The organism is Candidatus Xiphinematobacter sp. Idaho Grape (assembly GCF_001318295.1).
Taxonomy (GTDB): Bacteria; Verrucomicrobiota; Verrucomicrobiia; order Chthoniobacterales; family Xiphinematobacteraceae; genus Xiphinematobacter.
Genome location: NZ_CP012665.1, coordinates 701,379 through 719,805, shown reverse-complemented (window position 1 = coordinate 719,805; position 18,427 = coordinate 701,379). Strand labels below are relative to the sequence as shown.

The 18,427-nt window shown below is 47.8% G+C and carries 13 protein-coding genes; 9 read left to right on the top strand and 4 right to left on the bottom strand.

Annotated features, from left to right (window positions below; all coding sequences use genetic code 11):
* Positions 1-361: 361 nt before the first annotated feature.
* From AMD24_RS03370 to hisS, 3 genes are all read right to left on the bottom strand, one after another.
* Positions 362-1,447: a ribonucleotide-diphosphate reductase subunit beta gene (locus AMD24_RS03370; protein ID WP_062100660.1), complete on the bottom strand. Its 1,086-nt coding sequence runs from the start codon at positions 1,445-1,447 to the stop codon at positions 362-364.
* 357 nt (positions 1,448-1,804) lie between these two features.
* Positions 1,805-3,592, bottom strand: coding sequence for an aspartate--tRNA ligase (aspS, locus tag AMD24_RS03365; RefSeq protein WP_062100659.1), 1,788 nt, complete (start codon positions 3,590-3,592; stop codon positions 1,805-1,807).
* On the bottom strand, positions 3,573-4,847 hold the full coding sequence (gene hisS / locus AMD24_RS03360) for a histidine--tRNA ligase (RefSeq protein ID WP_148565191.1): 1,275 nt from the start codon (positions 4,845-4,847) through the stop codon (positions 3,573-3,575). Before hisS ends, aspS begins: the two co-directional genes overlap by 20 nt.
* Before the next feature lie 314 nt (positions 4,848-5,161).
* Between hisS and AMD24_RS03355 the strand changes: the two genes are divergently transcribed.
* Positions 5,162-6,883: a cytochrome c biogenesis protein ResB gene (locus tag AMD24_RS03355; RefSeq protein ID WP_062100657.1), complete on the top strand. Its 1,722-nt coding sequence runs from the start codon at positions 5,162-5,164 to the stop codon at positions 6,881-6,883.
* Positions 6,880-8,505 carry a cytochrome c biogenesis protein gene (locus tag AMD24_RS03350; protein ID WP_062100656.1) on the top strand — a complete coding sequence of 542 codons (1,626 nt, stop codon included), beginning with the start codon at positions 6,880-6,882 and terminating at the stop codon, positions 8,503-8,505. The genes AMD24_RS03355 and AMD24_RS03350 overlap by 4 nt, the downstream gene beginning before the upstream one ends.
* 418 nt (positions 8,506-8,923) lie before the next feature.
* Here the strand turns inward: AMD24_RS03350 and ispD are convergent, their stop codons facing one another.
* Positions 8,924-9,643, bottom strand: coding sequence for a 2-C-methyl-D-erythritol 4-phosphate cytidylyltransferase (gene ispD / locus AMD24_RS03340; RefSeq protein WP_062100654.1), 720 nt, complete (start codon positions 9,641-9,643; stop codon positions 8,924-8,926).
* A 124-nt stretch (positions 9,644-9,767) separates the two neighbouring features.
* Here ispD and gltX point away from each other — a divergent pair, with 124 nt between their 5' ends.
* From gltX to lpxB, 7 genes are all read left to right on the top strand, one after another.
* Complete coding sequence (gene gltX, locus AMD24_RS03335; RefSeq protein ID WP_062100653.1) at positions 9,768-11,093, top strand: glutamate--tRNA ligase; 1,326 nt, start codon at positions 9,768-9,770, stop codon at positions 11,091-11,093.
* Complete coding sequence (gene aroE, locus AMD24_RS03330; protein ID WP_062100652.1) at positions 11,090-12,043, top strand: shikimate dehydrogenase; 954 nt, start codon at positions 11,090-11,092, stop codon at positions 12,041-12,043. Before gltX ends, aroE begins: the two co-directional genes overlap by 4 nt.
* A 998-nt stretch (positions 12,044-13,041) precedes the next feature.
* A complete protein-coding gene (gene serS, locus AMD24_RS03325) occupies positions 13,042-14,421 on the top strand; it encodes a serine--tRNA ligase (protein ID WP_320408891.1) in 1,380 nt (459 codons plus the stop codon).
* Positions 14,351-15,394: a tRNA lysidine(34) synthetase TilS gene (gene tilS / locus AMD24_RS03320; RefSeq protein ID WP_158404384.1), complete on the top strand. Its 1,044-nt coding sequence runs from the start codon at positions 14,351-14,353 to the stop codon at positions 15,392-15,394. The genes serS and tilS overlap by 71 nt, the downstream gene beginning before the upstream one ends.
* A 68-nt stretch (positions 15,395-15,462) precedes the next feature.
* A complete protein-coding gene (locus tag AMD24_RS03315; RefSeq protein ID WP_062100649.1) occupies positions 15,463-16,281 on the top strand; it encodes an LpxI family protein in 819 nt (272 codons plus the stop codon).
* Complete coding sequence (locus tag AMD24_RS03310) at positions 16,278-17,255, top strand: Gfo/Idh/MocA family protein (RefSeq protein WP_082383046.1); 978 nt, start codon at positions 16,278-16,280, stop codon at positions 17,253-17,255. Before AMD24_RS03315 ends, AMD24_RS03310 begins: the two co-directional genes overlap by 4 nt.
* Positions 17,227-18,342 carry a lipid-A-disaccharide synthase gene (gene lpxB, locus AMD24_RS03305; protein WP_062100648.1) on the top strand — a complete coding sequence of 372 codons (1,116 nt, stop codon included), beginning with the start codon at positions 17,227-17,229 and terminating at the stop codon, positions 18,340-18,342. The genes AMD24_RS03310 and lpxB overlap by 29 nt, the downstream gene beginning before the upstream one ends.
* Positions 18,343-18,427: the final 85 nt, after the last annotated feature.

The following is an 18,427-nucleotide window of genomic DNA, read 5'->3' as shown; positions in this document are numbered from 1 at the left end:
ATTTCGATAAGCAAAAAAATGTCATCCTCAGATGTATGGAGCATTTGTCCGTTGTTCCACTCATCCCACGAGCGGAGTTAAAGCATACTACCCTGCCACAAACTCATGGTTACGGTCTGGATTCTCTCCCTTCGGGGAAAAGGGAGAAAGGAATTTCGAAAAAATGTTTACTTTGTCTACTGCTTCATTCGCACTCAGCTGCCCCCCCTTCTGCCACTATACATAGTGATCTTCATTGAAACATCTTCCGTTCCCGACAAGTGCACCAAGGCTTTTCTTCTTGTGGAAACTGGACAAGTTGCTTAGGTGCTATGACCCCTTGCGACATATGGCGGAAGCACCGCAGGAACAAATTAGAGCATTAGAGTTCGTCATCAGGCGAGGTAGTCAGAACATTGGATTTCTGGTAATCGGTAACGCGTCCTTCAAAGAAGTTCTGCTCCTTTTTAATGTCCATCATTTCGGCTATCCACGGCAACGGATTAGCAATAGGCACATTTAACGGGGGTAATCCACACTCCATAAGACGCCGGTCTCCGATGTAATCGATATAAAGTTTAAACTCTTGACCCGTCAGACCGACCACATGAACCGGTAAACAGTCCTGGATAAACTGCTTTTCTAGATGCACAGCTTCAGCCATAGTTTCCCTTAAGTCTGAACGGAAAGCTTCTGTCCAAATCTCTGGATTCTCTTCTACAAGATCCATTAGCAGGTTGCGCAGAAGTTCTATGTGGTTGGATTCATCACGAAGGGTGTATCGGAACATTTGTCCAATACCAGGAAATTTATTGTTTCGGTAAAGAGCGAGAATGAGCCCAAATAAGCCAAAAAACTGGGTTCCCTCTACACACTGCCCAAAGAGGAAAATGTTTTTTGCTAATGCTTGTTTGTTCGTTCTGGTTGTCAGATCCAAACTGCGCCGCATTTTGTGGCTGTTGCTCACCACGAAATCCGTTTTTTTCCTAATCGTTTTGATATCCTCAAACATCGCCTCACATTCATGGGCATTGATTCCCAAGGAGCTAATCATATACACCAAGGAGTCAGTATGGATATTCTCCTCGTGAGCATGGCGTCCTAAAACCAGCTTCAGTTCTGGCGCTGTCACTAGCTCCCGAACAACGTGCATAATGTTATCCCCAACAATTCCCTCGGCTGCTGAGAAGTAACCAACACCCATCTTAATGATCCAGTGCTCAATCTCTGGAGTAGCCAGATCCCCCCATTGTTCGCAATCTTTTTGCATAGGGATATCTTCGGGTTCCCAGTGGTTAGCTTTCATCTTCTTGTATAGATCATAAGCCCATTGGTACTTGAGGGGGAGGATATTAAAGAACATTGTTTTCCGTCCGTTGATAACTCGTTTGGCAGCAAACGCTGCTTCGGCTTTATCACGGTCCAGCACGAAACGCCTATCTCCAATTTGGATTGTGGTAATCGCCATAGTGAAATGCTGGTCTCCCTTTGATTAATTCAACCGTATACGCGCAGTTTTCTCTCCATCAATATTCCCAAAACCCCATCGGCCTATACCGACCACCGTGCCTGCAAAGTTCAGCATTCGAGGAGAAGAAAGTCAACAAAACCTGTATATTGTGTAGAATAAACCAGTATTCCACAATATATTGTGTTAACAGTAAAAGTCCTCGACAAGAGGGGATCCCCCTTCTTTCCTATATGAGACAAACCAACAGGATAGTCTTTTCTGCTGCGTCCATAAAAGGCTACTTACTGGTGAGCGACTAGATGTTTTGCCCGTTAAAGCGGGGCGCATGTCCTCCAAATGGCATAAAAAAAGAAGTCAAGACGAAGATGGATTTCCAGCTAGTCGAATGGAAAGCTCCTGCAGTTGACAATTCTCTACTGTAGAAGGGGAAGAAAAGAGAAGATCTTGACCACGACCACTTTTTGGGAAGGCAATAACATCTCGAATATGGGGAGTCTTACACAGGAGCATTGTCAATCGATCCACTCCAATTGCAATACCCCCGTGAGGTGGGGTTCCAAATTGGAAAGCACGTAAGAGATGACCAAAAAGTCGACTCTGTCTCTCCGGAGCTATCCCCAACACGTCAAAAATTCTGGCCTGCAAGTCCGGTTCATGGACCCTTAAACTACCTCCACCAATCTCAATTCCATTGAGTACTAGATCGTAGGCTTCTGCGCGTATTTGGCCAAACTCTCCGGAATCCAGCAAGGGAAAATCCTCTTGTTTGGGACGCGTGAAAGGGTGGTGTACTGCTACCCATTTCCCTTCCGCGTCATCGAGTGTTAGTAGAGGAAAATCCACTATCCACACAAAATCCCAACGGCCTGTATCTATTATCAGTTGTAAAGCCTCTGCTAAATAGAGGCGGATTTTCCCTAATACCTCGCAGGCAGTCTGCCACTTGTCTGCACAAAAGAGAACGAGATCGCCTTCCTCAATATGTAGACGACTGGTGAGCGTATCTCTCTCTAAACGGGAAAAGAATTTTCCAACAGGAGACTTCCATCCCCTACTTTCCGCACTAATAAAGGAGATCCCTTGGGCTCCATGTCGGTGGGCAATCTGCTCAAGCTTTTCAATGCGGCCAGCGGTAGCATAGAACATTCCTTCTTTGACATTAATCGCTTTGATATAACCCCCAGCGTCCAAGACTCTACGAAATACTCCAAAACTGCTCAGATGGAAAATGTCACCTATATCCACCAATTCCATGCCAAACCGTGTATCCGGCCTGTCGCTTCCAAAGCGGTCCATAGCCTGTCGATAGGTTAGACGCGGAAACGCAACTGGAATTTGTATCTCCAGTGTGTCTCGAAAAATTCTTTCCATCAGTCCCTCAATAAGGACGAAGATATCCCCGCGGCTTACAAAGGAAGCTTCAATATCTATCTGTGTGAGCTCCATAATACGGTCCGCCCTGCCATCTTCATCGCGAAAACACTTTGCAATCTGAAAATATTTTTCAACCCCCCCCGCCATGAGCAGTTGTTTGTACTGTTGTGGGGACTGAGCAAGAGCATAAAAGTGGCCGGGATGGAGACGGCTCGGAACTAGAAATTCACGTGCGCCCTCAGGGGTACTTCTGGTCAGGATGGGCGTCTCTACTTCTAAGAATCCCAGTGCGTCCATGTATAGGCGAGTACTCTGCTCGAGACGATGGCGTAGGCGAAGATTACGTATTATGGGAGAACGTCTAAGGTCGAGATAGCGATAGGCAAGTCTAAGATCTTCATTAGTCATTTCCGAATCACCGAGCAGGAATGGGAGTACGTCTGCACGGCTAAATATTTTAAGCGAGGAGGCGACCACCTCAATTTCTCCAGTAACCAGTTTTCTGTTCTCCGTACCTGGTAGGCGAGCAGCCACTTTTCCTATCACTTGAATGATATCCTCAGAACGCAAGCTGTGTGCTAATTCCGTGAGGACAACAGCATCCCCCCTTGGGCGAAAAACCACCTGTGTTTTTCCCTCTCTGTCGCGAAGATCCACAAAAACTACACCACCGTGGTCGCGGCGAGAATCTACCCAACCACAAAGCGTAGACTCAACACCAACATGTGCGAGACGAAGCGCACCACAGCTACAAGTTCGATACCTCATTAGGGGCGACAGGATGATCAGTTTTCAGATGCTCTGCAAGTTTTTCATATGAACAGACAGATGCCTCGTGGAAAGCTGATCGTTGAAATTTGACCTGAGGCCATTCTCTTCCGACAACGACAAGATATTGGGCCCTCAGCTGCTGCGCACGCCGAAACTGCTTTTCAATACGTATCACCCCCAGGGAGAAATCTACGCTTTTCCCCTCTTCTCGTAAGAGTTGAACTAACCGCAAGGCCTGCTTTCTTCGATTTTCTTCGGCAATGACCACAAAGACTTCACATCCTGGTTGAGACGCTAAGGCAGTATGCATTTTTTCAGCAGCAACTGGGACTGTTTCGATCAATTCTCCGAGTACTACGTCCCCGATGCCAAACCCTATTGCAGGCAAAATTACCCTCCCGTTGCTTACGGAAGAAATCAGCTGATCGTAGCGTCCTCCACCGGCTATAGCTCGCAAGCATTTCTTCTGATCAAACACCTCGAATACTGTTCCGGTGTAGTAAAGCAGCCCTCGCACAATGCCTAAATCAACTTCTACGTATTCAGAAAGCCCACGGGCAGAGAGCTCATCAAGCACTTCACTAAAATGGGTAGAGTCCTTTGACTCGACAAAGTCATGCACCTCCCGTAGGCTCACTCCGAATTTTGCGAACTTTTTGGCAGTTTCCCCCATCGGATAGCGTTCCATTCTATCCACCTCTTGGAGAAATTCCTCCATCTGATCCACCCGGACTCCTCTTTCTTGACAGAAACGAAGCCATGCTGTGCGATTGCTGAGTCGTACGACGAAATCGTGCGGGCCCAATCCAAACGCACGTAGGCAATCGATGACCAGTGCCAGAAGCTCAGCATCCGCGGCAAACGAAGCTTCGCCGATGAGATCACAGTTTAGTTGAGAAAATTCTCGCAACCGACCCTTCTGTTGCCGCTCATGACGAAAGAAGCTACCAATGCTGAACCATTTCATAGGTTTACGGTAGTGTTTTTCAGACCTCGCAGCCATGCGTGCAACCGTGAGTGTCATTTCTGGTCGGATGGTCACTTCCCTGCCTCCTTTGTCCATAAACTGATAAAGTTGCCCCATTAGCTCACCTCCACCCTTTCTTTTGTAAAGATCAGTGCTTTCCAGCGTAGGACCGTCCACCTCTACAAATCCATAACTAAGAACAACCCGTCGTAGGGTAGAAAAAAGGTAGTTCCTTTTTGCCATGTCCAAGGGATAAAAGTCGCGAAATCCTGGGAGTATCTGCATAATAGAAGGACTTGTAGTATTTTGGTCAAAATTAGCAGGAGAAAGGAGCGAGGGCGTACCCACACGGTCTGGCACTACTGGTTTCGTGTCTCTTCAGCCTCCTAAGAAAGGAGAGGCCGTGGGATCGTCACGCGCTTAATGAGGCGTTCTAGCTTCTTGCCCCCATCTTATCTAGCCGATGAGTTTCATCAAATTCATGCCTGCACAGTCAGAGCCATACCATTCTTCGGTAAAAATTATCCCTCCTTTCGCCAGGGAGTTTTTTTCTGTCTAGTGGAATCTATACGGTACTACTCTCCTCACTGAGAACTAGGATGCGTAACTCTCCGATTTGGAAACTCATCTACCTTTTCGGCTCTTTAAAGCTTGCTCTTGTCCTCCTTGCTACGCTAGCAGCTGCCTGTGCTGTTGCTACCTTTACTGAGTCCAATTTCAGCATTAAGCTTGCCCAGGCAACCGTTTACAAGGCACCGTGGTTCACTTGTTGGTTAGCGCTGCTTTGCATAAATCTCCTAGCGGTTACCCTCACTCGTTGGCCGTGGCAACGCAAGCATATTGGGTTCGTAATTACACACTTTGGTATCGTCACCCTCCTGGTCGGCGCTCTCGTCGGTTCCACATGGGGATTTGAAGGGAATGTTACCCTGCGGGTAGATGATGCTCCTACCAATCAAGTCACCACTAGCCGTAATGTGGTCCAAGTAGAGGACTCTACTGATGGTCGATTATATTGGATGGACTTCGATGCTGAAATGACCCCCCCTTCTCCTAGGCGACTCCGTCGTTTTGCTGTACCTGGTACCTCACTCACTATTGTGGCAAATGACCTGAGCACCTCACTCCGCAGTGATCCAGAACTGCTTGCGGCATCGGATGCACCACCAGCGATATTGCTAGAGTTTTCTAGCTCTATGATTGCTGTCCCAATTCGAGTTCCACTTTCTCTTGGCTTTTCGTCACAGGAATTTGATTTCTTTCGTTTAGCCAACATTTTGTTTCTCCCAAAACTACCCAAACGGATATCCCACGTTGTCTCAGAGTCGCACATGATCTTCAGTCACCACCCACCCATAAAGGGAATTTCTAAGGAAAACACCGGATGGGAAGCCATGCTTAACCCGGACGGCTCAGTATTAACCCTCATCAGCCCTACTAACCAACCTAAAACTTTGAAGGTCTCTGAGCATCTCGGTCATTCCATCCAGACGGATTTTGCCACCATTCGCGTAGAAGCTTTCTGGCCAGATTTTAGAATCCATAATGGAAAACCTGCCAGCGCTTCTTGCCTGCCCAAGAACCCAGCAGTGCTTTTACGCATCTCAGCTCCTTCAAAAAGCAGTAGCTACCTTCCATTGCTAGAAATTGCTCCTCATTCAGATAATAGACATATCCTATGCTATCAACTGAGTCGTGGCGGTACCATCTACGCTTCTGGCAGCCTTACGTCCGGCGATTCCTTCCACACGGGGTGGGGGGACTGGAAAGCCACACTCTTGGATTTTCTTCCATCAGCTTCTCTTGCTTCACGGCTTACTCCTTCTGCAAACCCTGGCATAACCGGATTTCGAGCCTACCTCCAAAGCAAAGACGGTCTCTGTGGTCCCTCTGCATGGATCGGGCCGGGGGTGGTAACTACACTTTTACACCGAGATGGACTCGTACGCATTACCTACGGCCTGTCAGTGCGTCGTCTTCCTTTCAATATTCGGCTGAGAAATTTTGTAGTCCCACGCTATGAGGGCACGGACATTCCATCAGACTACATTTCGCTGTTGGATTTTCAAGATGACCGCACTGGCACTCGCAAGCAAACCACATCCAAAATGAACCACCCTGCGAGCTTTCCTGATGGATGGTGGAGAACTCTTACAGGCTGGAATTATAAATTCTCCCAAGCTCAATGGGATCCAACTGATCTTCGAGAAACAACTCTCCAAGTGCTTTACGATCCAGGATGGCTTTTCAAATGGAGTGGTTCATTCGCTATCTGCGTTGGTATCTTCACAATGTTCTACTTTACCCATAGGCAATTATGACTGTTCGGTTTTTTCTTTTTCTAGTCAACCTATGGATTGGGGTCCCCCTATCCTGTTATGCAGACCTGCATGCTTTAAATCTCCCCCCCTCTCTTGAGTCTCTTCCTATCCAGAATCAAGGTAGGAAGAAGCCGTTCCTAGCTTTCGCAAACGAATTTTTGCTTTCCGTAGCTGGGGCTTCCTCTCTCACACTAGGCCACACCTCTCTTCCTGCCGTGCAAATAGTCGTTGCCCTTTGGCTATCTCCGGAGGGGTGGGAACAGATACACATTCTTCTGGTAGGAGATAAATCTCTTAAAAAGGCCTGCAGACTGACAGAAAACCAAGGTCTCTTCTCCTTTGAGACCCTACGAGACAACCGTACCTTACAATCGCAAATTGAGAAAGCACGGGCTGCTCGCATACGTAATCCGAGCGTAAAACTTCCGGCTGCACTTAGAGCGGCAGAGGAAGTCGCTACCCGCATGTCACTCCTGGTAGACTTGGCTAGTGGCTCCCTTGTCCGAATAGTTCCAAACCCATCCGACAATAGCGCTCCCTGGAGCGCTCTTAGTCCACTCGATCCCTGCCTAGAGTATTTGCGGTCCACCTACACTTCTGGGAATGTTGCAGCCTTTGAAACTGCCGTCACTGCTCTCAAAACCTCCCTCGCAAAGGGAGCTCCTGCTTGCTATGCAAAAGGAATGTTCAAGATTCGATTAGAGCTCCTCTACCAGACTATCCGCCCGTTCCGTTCGGCATGGATTCTCTATCTGTTAGGTGGTCTTGTGCTCCTTTTCTCCAATTCTTATCCTAGCACACTATCATATCTATGCGCTCGAGTGCTAACCGTTGCTGGTCTCTTGTTTCAACTTTTTGGTTTTATCTGCCGCATCCTAATTGCTGGACGTCCACCCGTTGCCAATATGTACGAGTCAGTAGTTTGGTTTGCCTTTGGCACTATTCTTTTCGCTTTGCTCTTTGAGCAAGTCTATCGCACCCATTTTTTTCTTGCCGGGGCTATTCCTGTTTCCAGCGCAGCCCTCTTCCTTGCCGATAGGCAACCACTTATTCTCACTCACTCTATTCAGCCCTTAACCGCAGTATTGCAAAGCAATTTTTGGCTCACTACTCATGTTCTCATTACCACTCTCAGCTATGCTGCTTTTGCTCTTGCCATGGGTATGAGCCATATCGCTCTATGGAAAGTCTTCTTCCGTCAACCAATTTCCGACTCCCTCTACGAGTATATTTACCGCGTCCTACAAATAGGTACCTTTTTGCTGACTGGGGGAATTTTTCTAGGCGGCATATGGGCGAACTACTCCTGGGGACGATTTTGGGATTGGGATCCAAAGGAGACATGGGCTTTAGTCACACTCCTCACCTACCTAGTGCTTCTTCACGGACGTATTGCGCACCAATGGGATGCACTTGGGCTAGCTATAGGTGCCATTGTTTGTTTCCTATCTGTCCTAATGGCTTGGTATGGGGTTAATTTTGTACTTGGCACAGGCTTACATAGCTATGGATTTGGAGTAGGTGGGCGTGCATATGTCGCTTCAGCGGTTGGACTAGACGCTTTGTTTGTTATTTCTGCGGTAGTTCGTGGCCAATATTTCCACGTATCTCGTGGACATTGATAGTGTGCTCATGAGGCTTTCCTAAGCGCAATGCCGTCAAAGTAGAATCAGAAAGAATATTCTTTCAGCTCAGCATGCTCATGCATGCTTGCGTAGAAGAGTAGTCCACCCTCCCTATCACCCAAACGGGGAGAGGCCTTTTGTTAAGAATACAGGATCGAATATGATGGCAGCAATAGGTCTCATCGTGCCATTTTGCTACGCTGAGGAAACAAGTTAGGTAGGATGCTAGCTGTGAAAAGATAGTTATTCCCCAATGAACCCTTCGCTCTACAAAACCAGAATGACCCCCTGCGGGTAGGGCAGCAAGCATCCGACCTTCTTTTTTATGGCAGGAAGGGATCGTATTCGCGTATGGCATTACTTCGGCAAGGAAGAGCTAGTAGAAATGCTCAGAAGGTACGGCTTCGTTGAAAAACTAGGAGTCCCATTTCCACTTCGATGACCTACCTTGGCGGTAAGCTAGTACCGCCTCAGCCAACACAAGATCTTGTGGAACTGTAACTTTAAAATTCCAATCTACAGACTCTTCAATGACGACTCGTTTCCCGAATCGAACCAGGATGGATGCTTCATCTGTGATAGACCAACCCTCTCGCATGAGTTGGAGATATGACTCCAGAAGACTGCTTCGGAGGAAAACCTGCGGGGTTTGCATTCTCCAAGCCCCCCTCCTCTCGATAGACTTTACAAGCAATTTCTCTCTGTTCACCTGGTGCACGGTATCTGTAAGAGGTTCAGCTGCACAAGCTCCGCCACAGCGCTGGGCGGCGCGAATACAGCTAGCAATGAGAAATGGCGTGACTAGCGGACGCGCCCCATCATGCACTGCTAAATATTCGGCGGACTCTCCTGCTGCGAGAAGTCCATTCCACACGGAATCCTGTCTCTCCTTGCCTCCAAATACAAAAGTGACCGGCTTTTTAATTCTACCCCTTCGAGCAATGCGACGAAATTCGTCCTCCCGTGAAGGGGTACAGACTAGAACTATCCTTGATACATAGACGCACTGTTCAAATGCACGTAGCGTGTGGGTGAGTAGGGGTTGTCCTGCTAGTGGAACGGTTAATTTGTCAAAACCCATGCGTCGACTTGTGCCTGCAGCAACGATAATTGCTACTACATTGGGTATAGTCATGATATTCGGTAGAACAATGTAAAACGAAAGAGTAAAAAAGAGTTAAAGAATTTGTATATCCTTCTCCTGCATCTCCCCAATAGGTCCATGTCCTCTGAACTTCCAAGCAAATGTCTTCTTCTTTATGCCCTCTGAGGTTCGCACTCGGTTTGCTCCGTCGCCTACCGGATATCTTCATGTGGGCGGGGCGAGGACTGCCCTGTTCAACTGGATTTTCAGTCGAAAGCATGGTGGTAAGTTCATTCTGCGCCTAGAGGATACCGACAAAAGACGCAATGTTGCTGAGGGTTATAAAGCAGTTTACGATGGCTTATGCTGGCTAGGGATTAGCTGGGATGAAGGGCCGGAAACCGGCGGTAGCTTTGGACCATACTGTCAGAGCCAAAGGAGTTCTATTTATGAGAGCTATTTTGGCCGACTTGAGAAAGCGGGTGTACTATATGAGGAAAAGGGGGCCTTTCGATTCCGCTCACCGCGTGCCCCCATTGTAGTGGAGGATGTGGTCTGCGGACGGATTTCCTTTGATATGTCCAACCCTCTTACTCATCCGGATATGACCATTAGACGTTCTGATGGAAGTTGGGTCTTCCATTTTGTGAACGTAGTAGACGATATAGAAATGAAGATCACCCATGTGATCCGAGGGGAAGATCACCTTTCTAATACACCAAAGCATGTTGAACTCTACCAAGCACTCGGAATCACCCCACCTACGTTTGCACACCTTCCTCTCATTCTAAACCAAGAAGGAAAAAAACTAAGCAAACGAGACGGTGGTACGAGCATTGCTACATATTTCACTCAGGGCTATGTCCCTGAGGGAATGCTCAACTATCTTGCCCTACTAGGGTGGTCCCCAGGAGGTAATCGAGAAGTTTTGAGTTTTTCGGAAATTCAGACGCTCTTCGATTTAGAATCTATCAGTCGGCGTAATGCTATCTTTGACTTGGATAAATGCTTTTGGATAAATCGGCAGCACATTTTGCAGATGAAGCTAGAGCGTTTTACTGAGCTGGCTCTTCCATTTATAGAGAGAAGGAGTATCGAGTATGGTTCTTACGAGGAACTTCTGCCAGTTTTGGCGCTTATAAAGGAAAAGATTAAACTTCTGTGTGATATCCCCGATTGGACTAGCTACTTTTTTACGGAAGAATTTATTTTTGACCCGGATAGTGTGGAAAAAGTTCTTTATGCCCCTAATGCCCTCGACCGTCTCAAGGTACTTCAGAAGGCTTATACAGCCATGGAAAATTGGAGTGCTGCTGCGTTGGAAGTCAAACTTAGGGAAGTTGCTGCAGAGATAGGATGCAGTCTGGGAGGTCTCGTGCACCCAGCTCGCGTTGCAGCCAGTGGCCGCTCCGTGGGGCCCAGTCTGTATCATATGCTAGAGGTTCTCGGTAAGAGTCGCGTGTTAATGCGTTTCACAAGAACACTACAAAAGTTCGCATGACGACCATAGCTCCCCGCAAATTTTCCGCAACAGACCTGATTTATAACCCAGAAAAATTCAAAGAGTTTTCTCCCCCAGCAAAAATTGCTGTCTTCGGAGATCCTGTCAGTCATTCTCGGTCTCCGGAGATGCATAATCCTGCTCTTTTGGAGTCTGGGATAGAAGCTCAATATGTAAGAATCCATGTGCGTGCAGATGAGCTTCCTGCCAGTTTGCGCGCTTTGGCTAATGCTAGGTGGATTGGCGCAAATCTCACGATCCCGCACAAAGCAGCGGCTGCTAAGCTTGTGGACCATATGGACCGCCTTGCACTCCTTTCTGGTGCAGTTAACACCGTTGTAGTGAGGAATGATGGCAGTCTCAGTGGCTATAATACCGATGGTCCTGGTCTCGTACAGGCTGTCCGTGAAAAGTTTCGTGTAGATATTAAGGATTTGACAATCCTCATCTTAGGTGCCTGTGGAGGAGCAGGTCGAGCAATTGCCGCGCAGTGTGCTTTGGGAGGTTGTGAACGTCTCGTACTTGCCAACCGGTCTTTCGAGAAGATAGAGTCACTAAAAAGGCAATTACAGCCCTATTTCCGGAACAGACCCCTTTTTGGCTCCATGGAACGCCTTGTAGCTATAAAATTGGATGAGTGTGCTCTATCCAGTGAACTGCCTCGAACCGACCTGCTTATTAACGCTACCAGCGTCGGAATGGAGAAGAATTCAGATTTTCAGTTGGTTCCCAGACTCCTCCTTACTCCTCGTTTAATGGTATTGGATAGCGTTTACACTGGTGGGAAGAAAACGCAGCTTTTGCTAGATGCAGAGGCTAATGGAGCGCGTGTAACTGATGGCCTTTCTATGCTCCTTCATCAAGGAGCCCTTTCCTTCGAGATCTGGTTTAATCGACCAGCGCCGCTTGCAATAATGCGAAAGGGACTCATTTCTCCTGCCACGGCATAACTTCCTGCTTTCTCATGAGATTCGTGACACTCTGTTTTCGTTTAGTGTCCTAGTCTCAATTCCCAGGCACCTTCAGATAGAATAAATACCAGATTCCCAAAGTATTTTGGCATAACTTTTGATTAGCCGGTAATCTCGTCAGTTTTATGAGACCTTTTTTATGAAAATGCAAGAGCGACTGGGTAATACCGGCGGGAAGTTGCCATGGCTCTCTTTCCCACAAGAGGACCACAGGGAAACACTAATCTAAGCGCCGCAACGCTTTTTTATTTCGCGTACCAGTAGGAATGTAGTTTCGTCTTTACCTTTTAACGTTTGGATGTAACTGTCCTTTCCCATCATACGGTCTTAGCGGCAGCTGAAGTAGACACGAAGAAATAGCCTAACAGCCTAACTTGATATATTTTACTCTTTTTGCTCTTTTACTTACCCGAGTTTCTCCTTGACCTGTTGAGTGAGTTGATGACCCTTCTCATGTTCCTTTTAGAATATTTCTAAGGCCCTCTTGTTTCTGAGAAACCACCAGAAAGGGGGGGTCCAGTGGAAGTTTAGCGCCAAGATGTGCTTTTGGATGTCTGCCCCTGCCAGGTGTGGTTTATACCCACTCTGTGGCTCTAAAGCTGAGCTCCTTCAAAACGCACATCTTTTCTAGATTATCACACCCCTGCATTTTCTGAAAATACTCAAGACCTTGCTGACTTTCTCAGGTTTTTCTCTTTGGCAAGCTCCTCATTTTGGCTGTACTAGAAGTGCTTGTATGCTCTTCTTTCATCGGAAGAGCAGTTAAGAGCTGCAACAGGGGGGGGCCTGCAGAGAGCGAGAGGGATAACCCAGTTTACAATTAAATATAACCTAGAAACTAAGCCGCTGTGCTAAATGGTACAGACTGGACATGACCTGAGTGGGCTCGGTCCGACTTGTACTAACAAAAAGACTCCCTGGGACGTTTGGTCACCGAAAGACACATACCCAGCCAACAGACCAAGAAAAGCTATGGAGTGAGTAAGTTATCTCCGAAAGCAAGTCCTCATGCCGTAGGCTGTCTCGTATACTCCCCGGCGTTCCATTATCTTTTACTCGGTTCTTACTGCATGCTTGATATCCGTCTCATCCGAGAAAACTCTGGTTTAATAAAGGCTAAGCTTGCCGCACGTGGAAAGTCACTAGATGCCGCAATTGATGCTGTGCTAGAGTGTGATGCCGACTGCAGGCTGGCAAAGACTCGCCTTCAGCTTCTGTATGCGGAGCGCAGACGCCTAAGTAGGCAGGTCGAAAAGCTACGCAGGGGGGAAGGGGGGGCTCCTTTACAAGCCGAAGCGACCGCGAACTCCCTTGGTGAGGAGATAAACGCCCTCAATTCGCGTACGACAGAACTCAACCTCCGCCAGAAGGATCTCTTACTTCAGCTCCCCAACCTCCCCGAGGAAGCTGTCCCGCACGGGACGAGCGCCTCTGCTAATCCCACGCTCCGCACCTGGGGCAACCCGTCAGAGAAAAGCACAACGGAAGACCATGTTGCCATCGGGCGGCGCTTGGGACTCTTTGATTTCAATCGAGCGGCAAAAATCAGCGGGAGCGGCTTCCTCTGCTTTACCGGGGCCGGGGCCCGCCTAGAGCGCTCGCTGCTTAACTTCCTCCTAGACCTCCACACTGTACAACACGGTTACCGTGAAGTCAACACCCCACTTTTAGTTCATCGCGAATGTATGGTTGGCACTGGCCAATTGCCTAAGTTTGAGGAAGATATGTATGCTGTCAATGGCGATAGTAGTCGCCTTTTCCTTGCTCCTACAGCAGAAGTTCCTGTAACTAACCTTTATCGTGACGAAGTCCTTAACATTTCTCACCTGCCGCTTTGCTTCGTGGCTTATACCCCTTGCTTTCGGCGAGAGGCTGGCTCAGCAGGCCGCGACACGCGCGGCATGATCCGTCTACACCAATTTGACAAAGTAGAGTTGGTAAAAATTTGTGAAGTTGAAGATTCAGAGCAAGAGCTACAGTCGCTCACTGTTGATGTAGAAAAAGTGTTACAATTGCTGGATCTTCCATATCGCGTAGTGGAACTCTGCACAGGCGATCTTGGCTTTAGCGCTTCGCACACTTACGATATTGAGGTATGGTCGCCCGGGCAGGGATCCTTTTTAGAAGTCTCCAGCTGTTCGAATTTCCGTGATTTTCAATCCCGGCGTATGAATCTCCGATATAAGGACTTCAATGGAAAAAGCCGCTTTGCTCATACACTCAATGGTTCTGGGACCGCCCTCCCTCGTTTGTATGTGGCCCTTCTTGAGAATCACGTACAGTCGGATGGATCTGTGCTGCTCCCGCAATCTCTACGTGGATATTTTCGAGCAGACTGCATTGAGCCTGTTTCTTAACAAACTCTCTAGGGGTCTTGCCAGATTCTTTCCCGAGACTAAATTTCTCGTGGGGATTTCTGGGGGTCGTGACTCCATGTGTCTCCTCTATGGATTGTTAACACTCGGATACCAGCGGCTTATTTTATGCCATCTTAATCACCAGTTACGAGGAGCAGCAGCAAGAATGGATGAGCGCTTTGTTATCTCTCAGGCACAAGAGTTAGGCCTATCACTTAGGCTTGCACGAGCACAAACGGAGCAATTTGCCTCTGATCAGGGGTTCTGCACCGAAATGGCAGGGCGCGAATTACGCTATGCATTCTTTGCTGAGGTTGCCAAGGAGACCCACTGTGCTACCCTTCTTCTTGCTCACCATGCTGATGACCAACTAGAGACCTGTTGGATAAACCTTCTACGAGGAACAGGCACTGCTGGTCTGGCTGGGATGCGGATGGAATCGGCACGCAGAATAGAAAAGGAAAGAGGGAATACCCTACATATTATCCGTCCACTTCTTAGACTTTCTCGCTCGGAAGTTGTGCAGTTTTCCTGCGAAAGGAAAGTTCCGTTTCGGGAGGATGCTACTAATCTGGATACAAATCTAATGCGGAACCGTATACGCCATGAGTTATTACCCTTCTTGGATCGAAGATTTGGAATTAACTATCGGAAAGCCATTCTGCGTTGCACAGAAATCCTTGCAGATGAGGAGGACTGGATGAAGGGAATTGCCGAGAGTTTTTCCTATGAGACACAGCTTGCTTATAAAAAACTTTGCTCCCTCCCTAGGGGGCTTCAACGAAGAATTTTGCGGCAATGGTTACTGAAACAGGGAGTGCCAGAGGTGGATTTTGCCGCAGTGGAGCGTATCCGCAGTCTGATAGTCCTTCCGCTTTCGAAGCTGGCAAAAGTTAACTTGCCTTTCGGAGTCCATGCTCGAAGGCGGTCTGGTGTGCTCTTCTTGGAGAGACCACCACATCTCGACTGCTAGGAACGTGGCTTACAAAAGCAAGCTTCCAGACACAGACCACGCGGTGTTTAGTTGACCAAATTTGTAGCATGTATCCACCTGAAAATTTACTCCTGATTGCTGGAAGTGGCAAATACCCACTCCTCGTGGTTCATTCTGCTCGTGCAGCCGGTGTGAGACGTATTATCCTAGTCGCCTTTGAAGGAGAAACCTCTCCAGAACTTAGTAGATGGGTTGATGAAATTTATACCGTACGAGTTGGACGACTCAGCCATCTCCTTTCTGTTGCAAGGAAGTCTGGCGCATGCTATGCGATGGCTGTTGGACAGATTGCTCCAAAAAACCTTTTTGATTTACATCTAGACATGCGAGCTCTCCTTCTTCTTGCTCGCCTCCGCAAGAGGAACGCTGAAACTCTATTTGGAGCAGTAGCGGACGAGTTATCTCATATAGGCGTTGAGCTACTTCCTGCCACTACCTTTCTGAACAACTATCTTGCCGATGAGGGCCTTCTGGCCGGTCCCAAAATTAAGCTTCCTGTAATGGAAGATCTTCGGTTTGGTTATCAAATTGCTAAGGAGATCAGCCGGCTGGATATTGGTCAAACAGTAGTTGTCCGTAAAGGGACAGTACTTGCTGTGGAGGCATTCGAGGGAACAAATGCCTCCATTCTCCGAGGAGGCAAGCTAGGAATAGAAAATGCTACTATTGTCAAAGTGGCTAAGCCGAACCAGGATATGCGATTCGACGTGCCTGCTATTGGTCTGACTACGCTAGAATGTGCAAGTAGCGTGCGAATCCGATCTATAGGTATAGAGGCCCATTGCACACTCCTGTTAGAAAAGGACAGATTGATTGAATATGCCGATCTCCACTCTCTGTCTATCTATGGATTAAAAGCTTCATGAATCCATTAAGAGTAGGTGTTGTTGGGCTCGGTCACATGGGCATGCATCATGTGCGGGTGTGTTCAGAGCTTAACCATGCGTGCCAATTAACAGCTATCTTCGACACAAACCGTATGGTGGTAGAAGCTGTTTCCAGGAAATATCGTGTTCCTGCTGCCGTCTCTATGGAGAATTTTGCGGACCATGTAGATGCGGCAACAATCTGTACTCCAACGGCCACACATTTCGGGATTAGCCGGTTCCTACTTGAACGCGGGAAACATCTACTGGTAGAAAAACCTCTTGCAGAAACCTCAAGGGATGCTCACATGCTAGTCTTAATTGCTCAGGAAAGGCAGTGCATTCTTCAGGTGGGTCACGTAGAACGCTTCAACCCTGCACTAGAAGCCCTAGAGTGCAAGCTAAGGAACCCGCGCTTTCTAGAGGTCATTCGCCTTTCTCCCTACCCTTATCGGAACACGGACATTGGGGTAGTTCTAGACTTAATGATTCACGATATTGAAGTCGTGTTGCACATCGTACAGTCACCAGTCATTAATATGGACTCGGTAGGAATAGCCGTTCTCAGTAAGAATGAAGACATCGCAAATGCACGGATTCGCTTTCAAAATGGATGCATAGCCAATGTCACTGCCAGCCGCATTAGCAATAAGAGGCTCCGCAAGATCCGTCTTTTCCAAAAAGATGCCTACCTTTCTCTCGATTACTATCGCCAAAGCAGCAAAATACATCGGCTGGTAGACGGAAAAATTGTGACAGATCGACTAAGAGTTCCTCGTGGGGAGCCTTTAAAGTTCCAACTTGCTTCATTTATCTCCTGCGCATGCGAAAAAAAAAGACCGCGTGTTAGTGGCCATGAAGCGGCAGTTGCATTAGACGTTGCGCTCGAAATTACTCGCCAAATTTGGCATAGTGGTCCCCATAATTTTTTCCCTCTTTCCCTCCGTGAAAAAAATCTGGGTAATTGCTGGTGAAGTCAGTGGAGATCACCATGCCTCCACAGTTATGGAAGCGATTCTTGGGCAAGATCCAAACGTAATTTTCCAGGGAGCAGGTGGTCCAAAAATGGAGCGTCTCTCCACTCAACCGTTCGACAACTGGGTGGAAAAAGCTAGTGTAACTGGCCTTTGGGACGTTCTTAAGATTTACCCATGGTTCCGCAAGAAGTTTTTTGAAATGCTACAACGTATAAACAACGCACAACCACATGCCTTACTGCTTGTCGATTACCCTGGCTTCAACTTGCGGTTAGCAAGGACAGCGCGCTCTCGGTTTCCTGGCCTCAAAATTCTCTACTATATTAGCCCCCAGGTTTGGGCGTGGAACCGAAGGCGCATGACCAAAATGGCCAAGCTCCTGGATCTTGTACTTTGTATCTTTCCCTTTGAAAAGGAGCTGTATGAGTCCTCCGGCTTAGCAAGCCGGTTTGTTGGCCATCCTCTTGTAGAGAAACTGGAAGGGGAACACCTCTGTGCAAGACGCGACAGTGATCTGCTAGCCTTACTTCCAGGCAGTCGCTGGGAAGAAGTACATCGCATCTTTCCTATTATGTTGCGTACTGCCTCCCTTCTTCTAAAAAGAAGGTCATGCATTCAGTTTGAAGTAGCAGCAGCCAATGAGAATCATGCCAAGTGGATGCGTAACGGAGCAAGAGAGGCTCAGATTCCAATGTGTATTTGCACAGGTACCGCTTACAGTCTAATGCAGCGTGCCTGTGCAGGAATTGTTTGTTCCGGGACAGCCACACTTGAGTCTGCTTATTTTGAGCTCCCATATTGCCTTATTTACAAAACAGCTTGGGTTACCTTTTGGATGGGTTGTTGTGTCGCCACAGTTCCATTTCTTGGAATCGTTAATATCCTTGCAGGGGAACTCGTCGTGAGAGAATTCGTCCAGCACTCGGCCAAACCAGAAGCCATTGCTCATGAGTGCCTCAGACTACTGTATTCCCATCCAGATCGCCGACAACTGGTTGCGAAGTTTCGCGCAGTCGTAACTACTCTTAGTGGGTCTGGGGCTGCTATGCGAGCAGCAAAAGCCATTTTGGCAGCTGTTTCCTAGGGAAGGACTCTCTTTACAAGTCATACTACTTCGATCCGAAAGAAGGCTGTACTTGACAAGCGTGGATGGATCTATTTCTCTACCT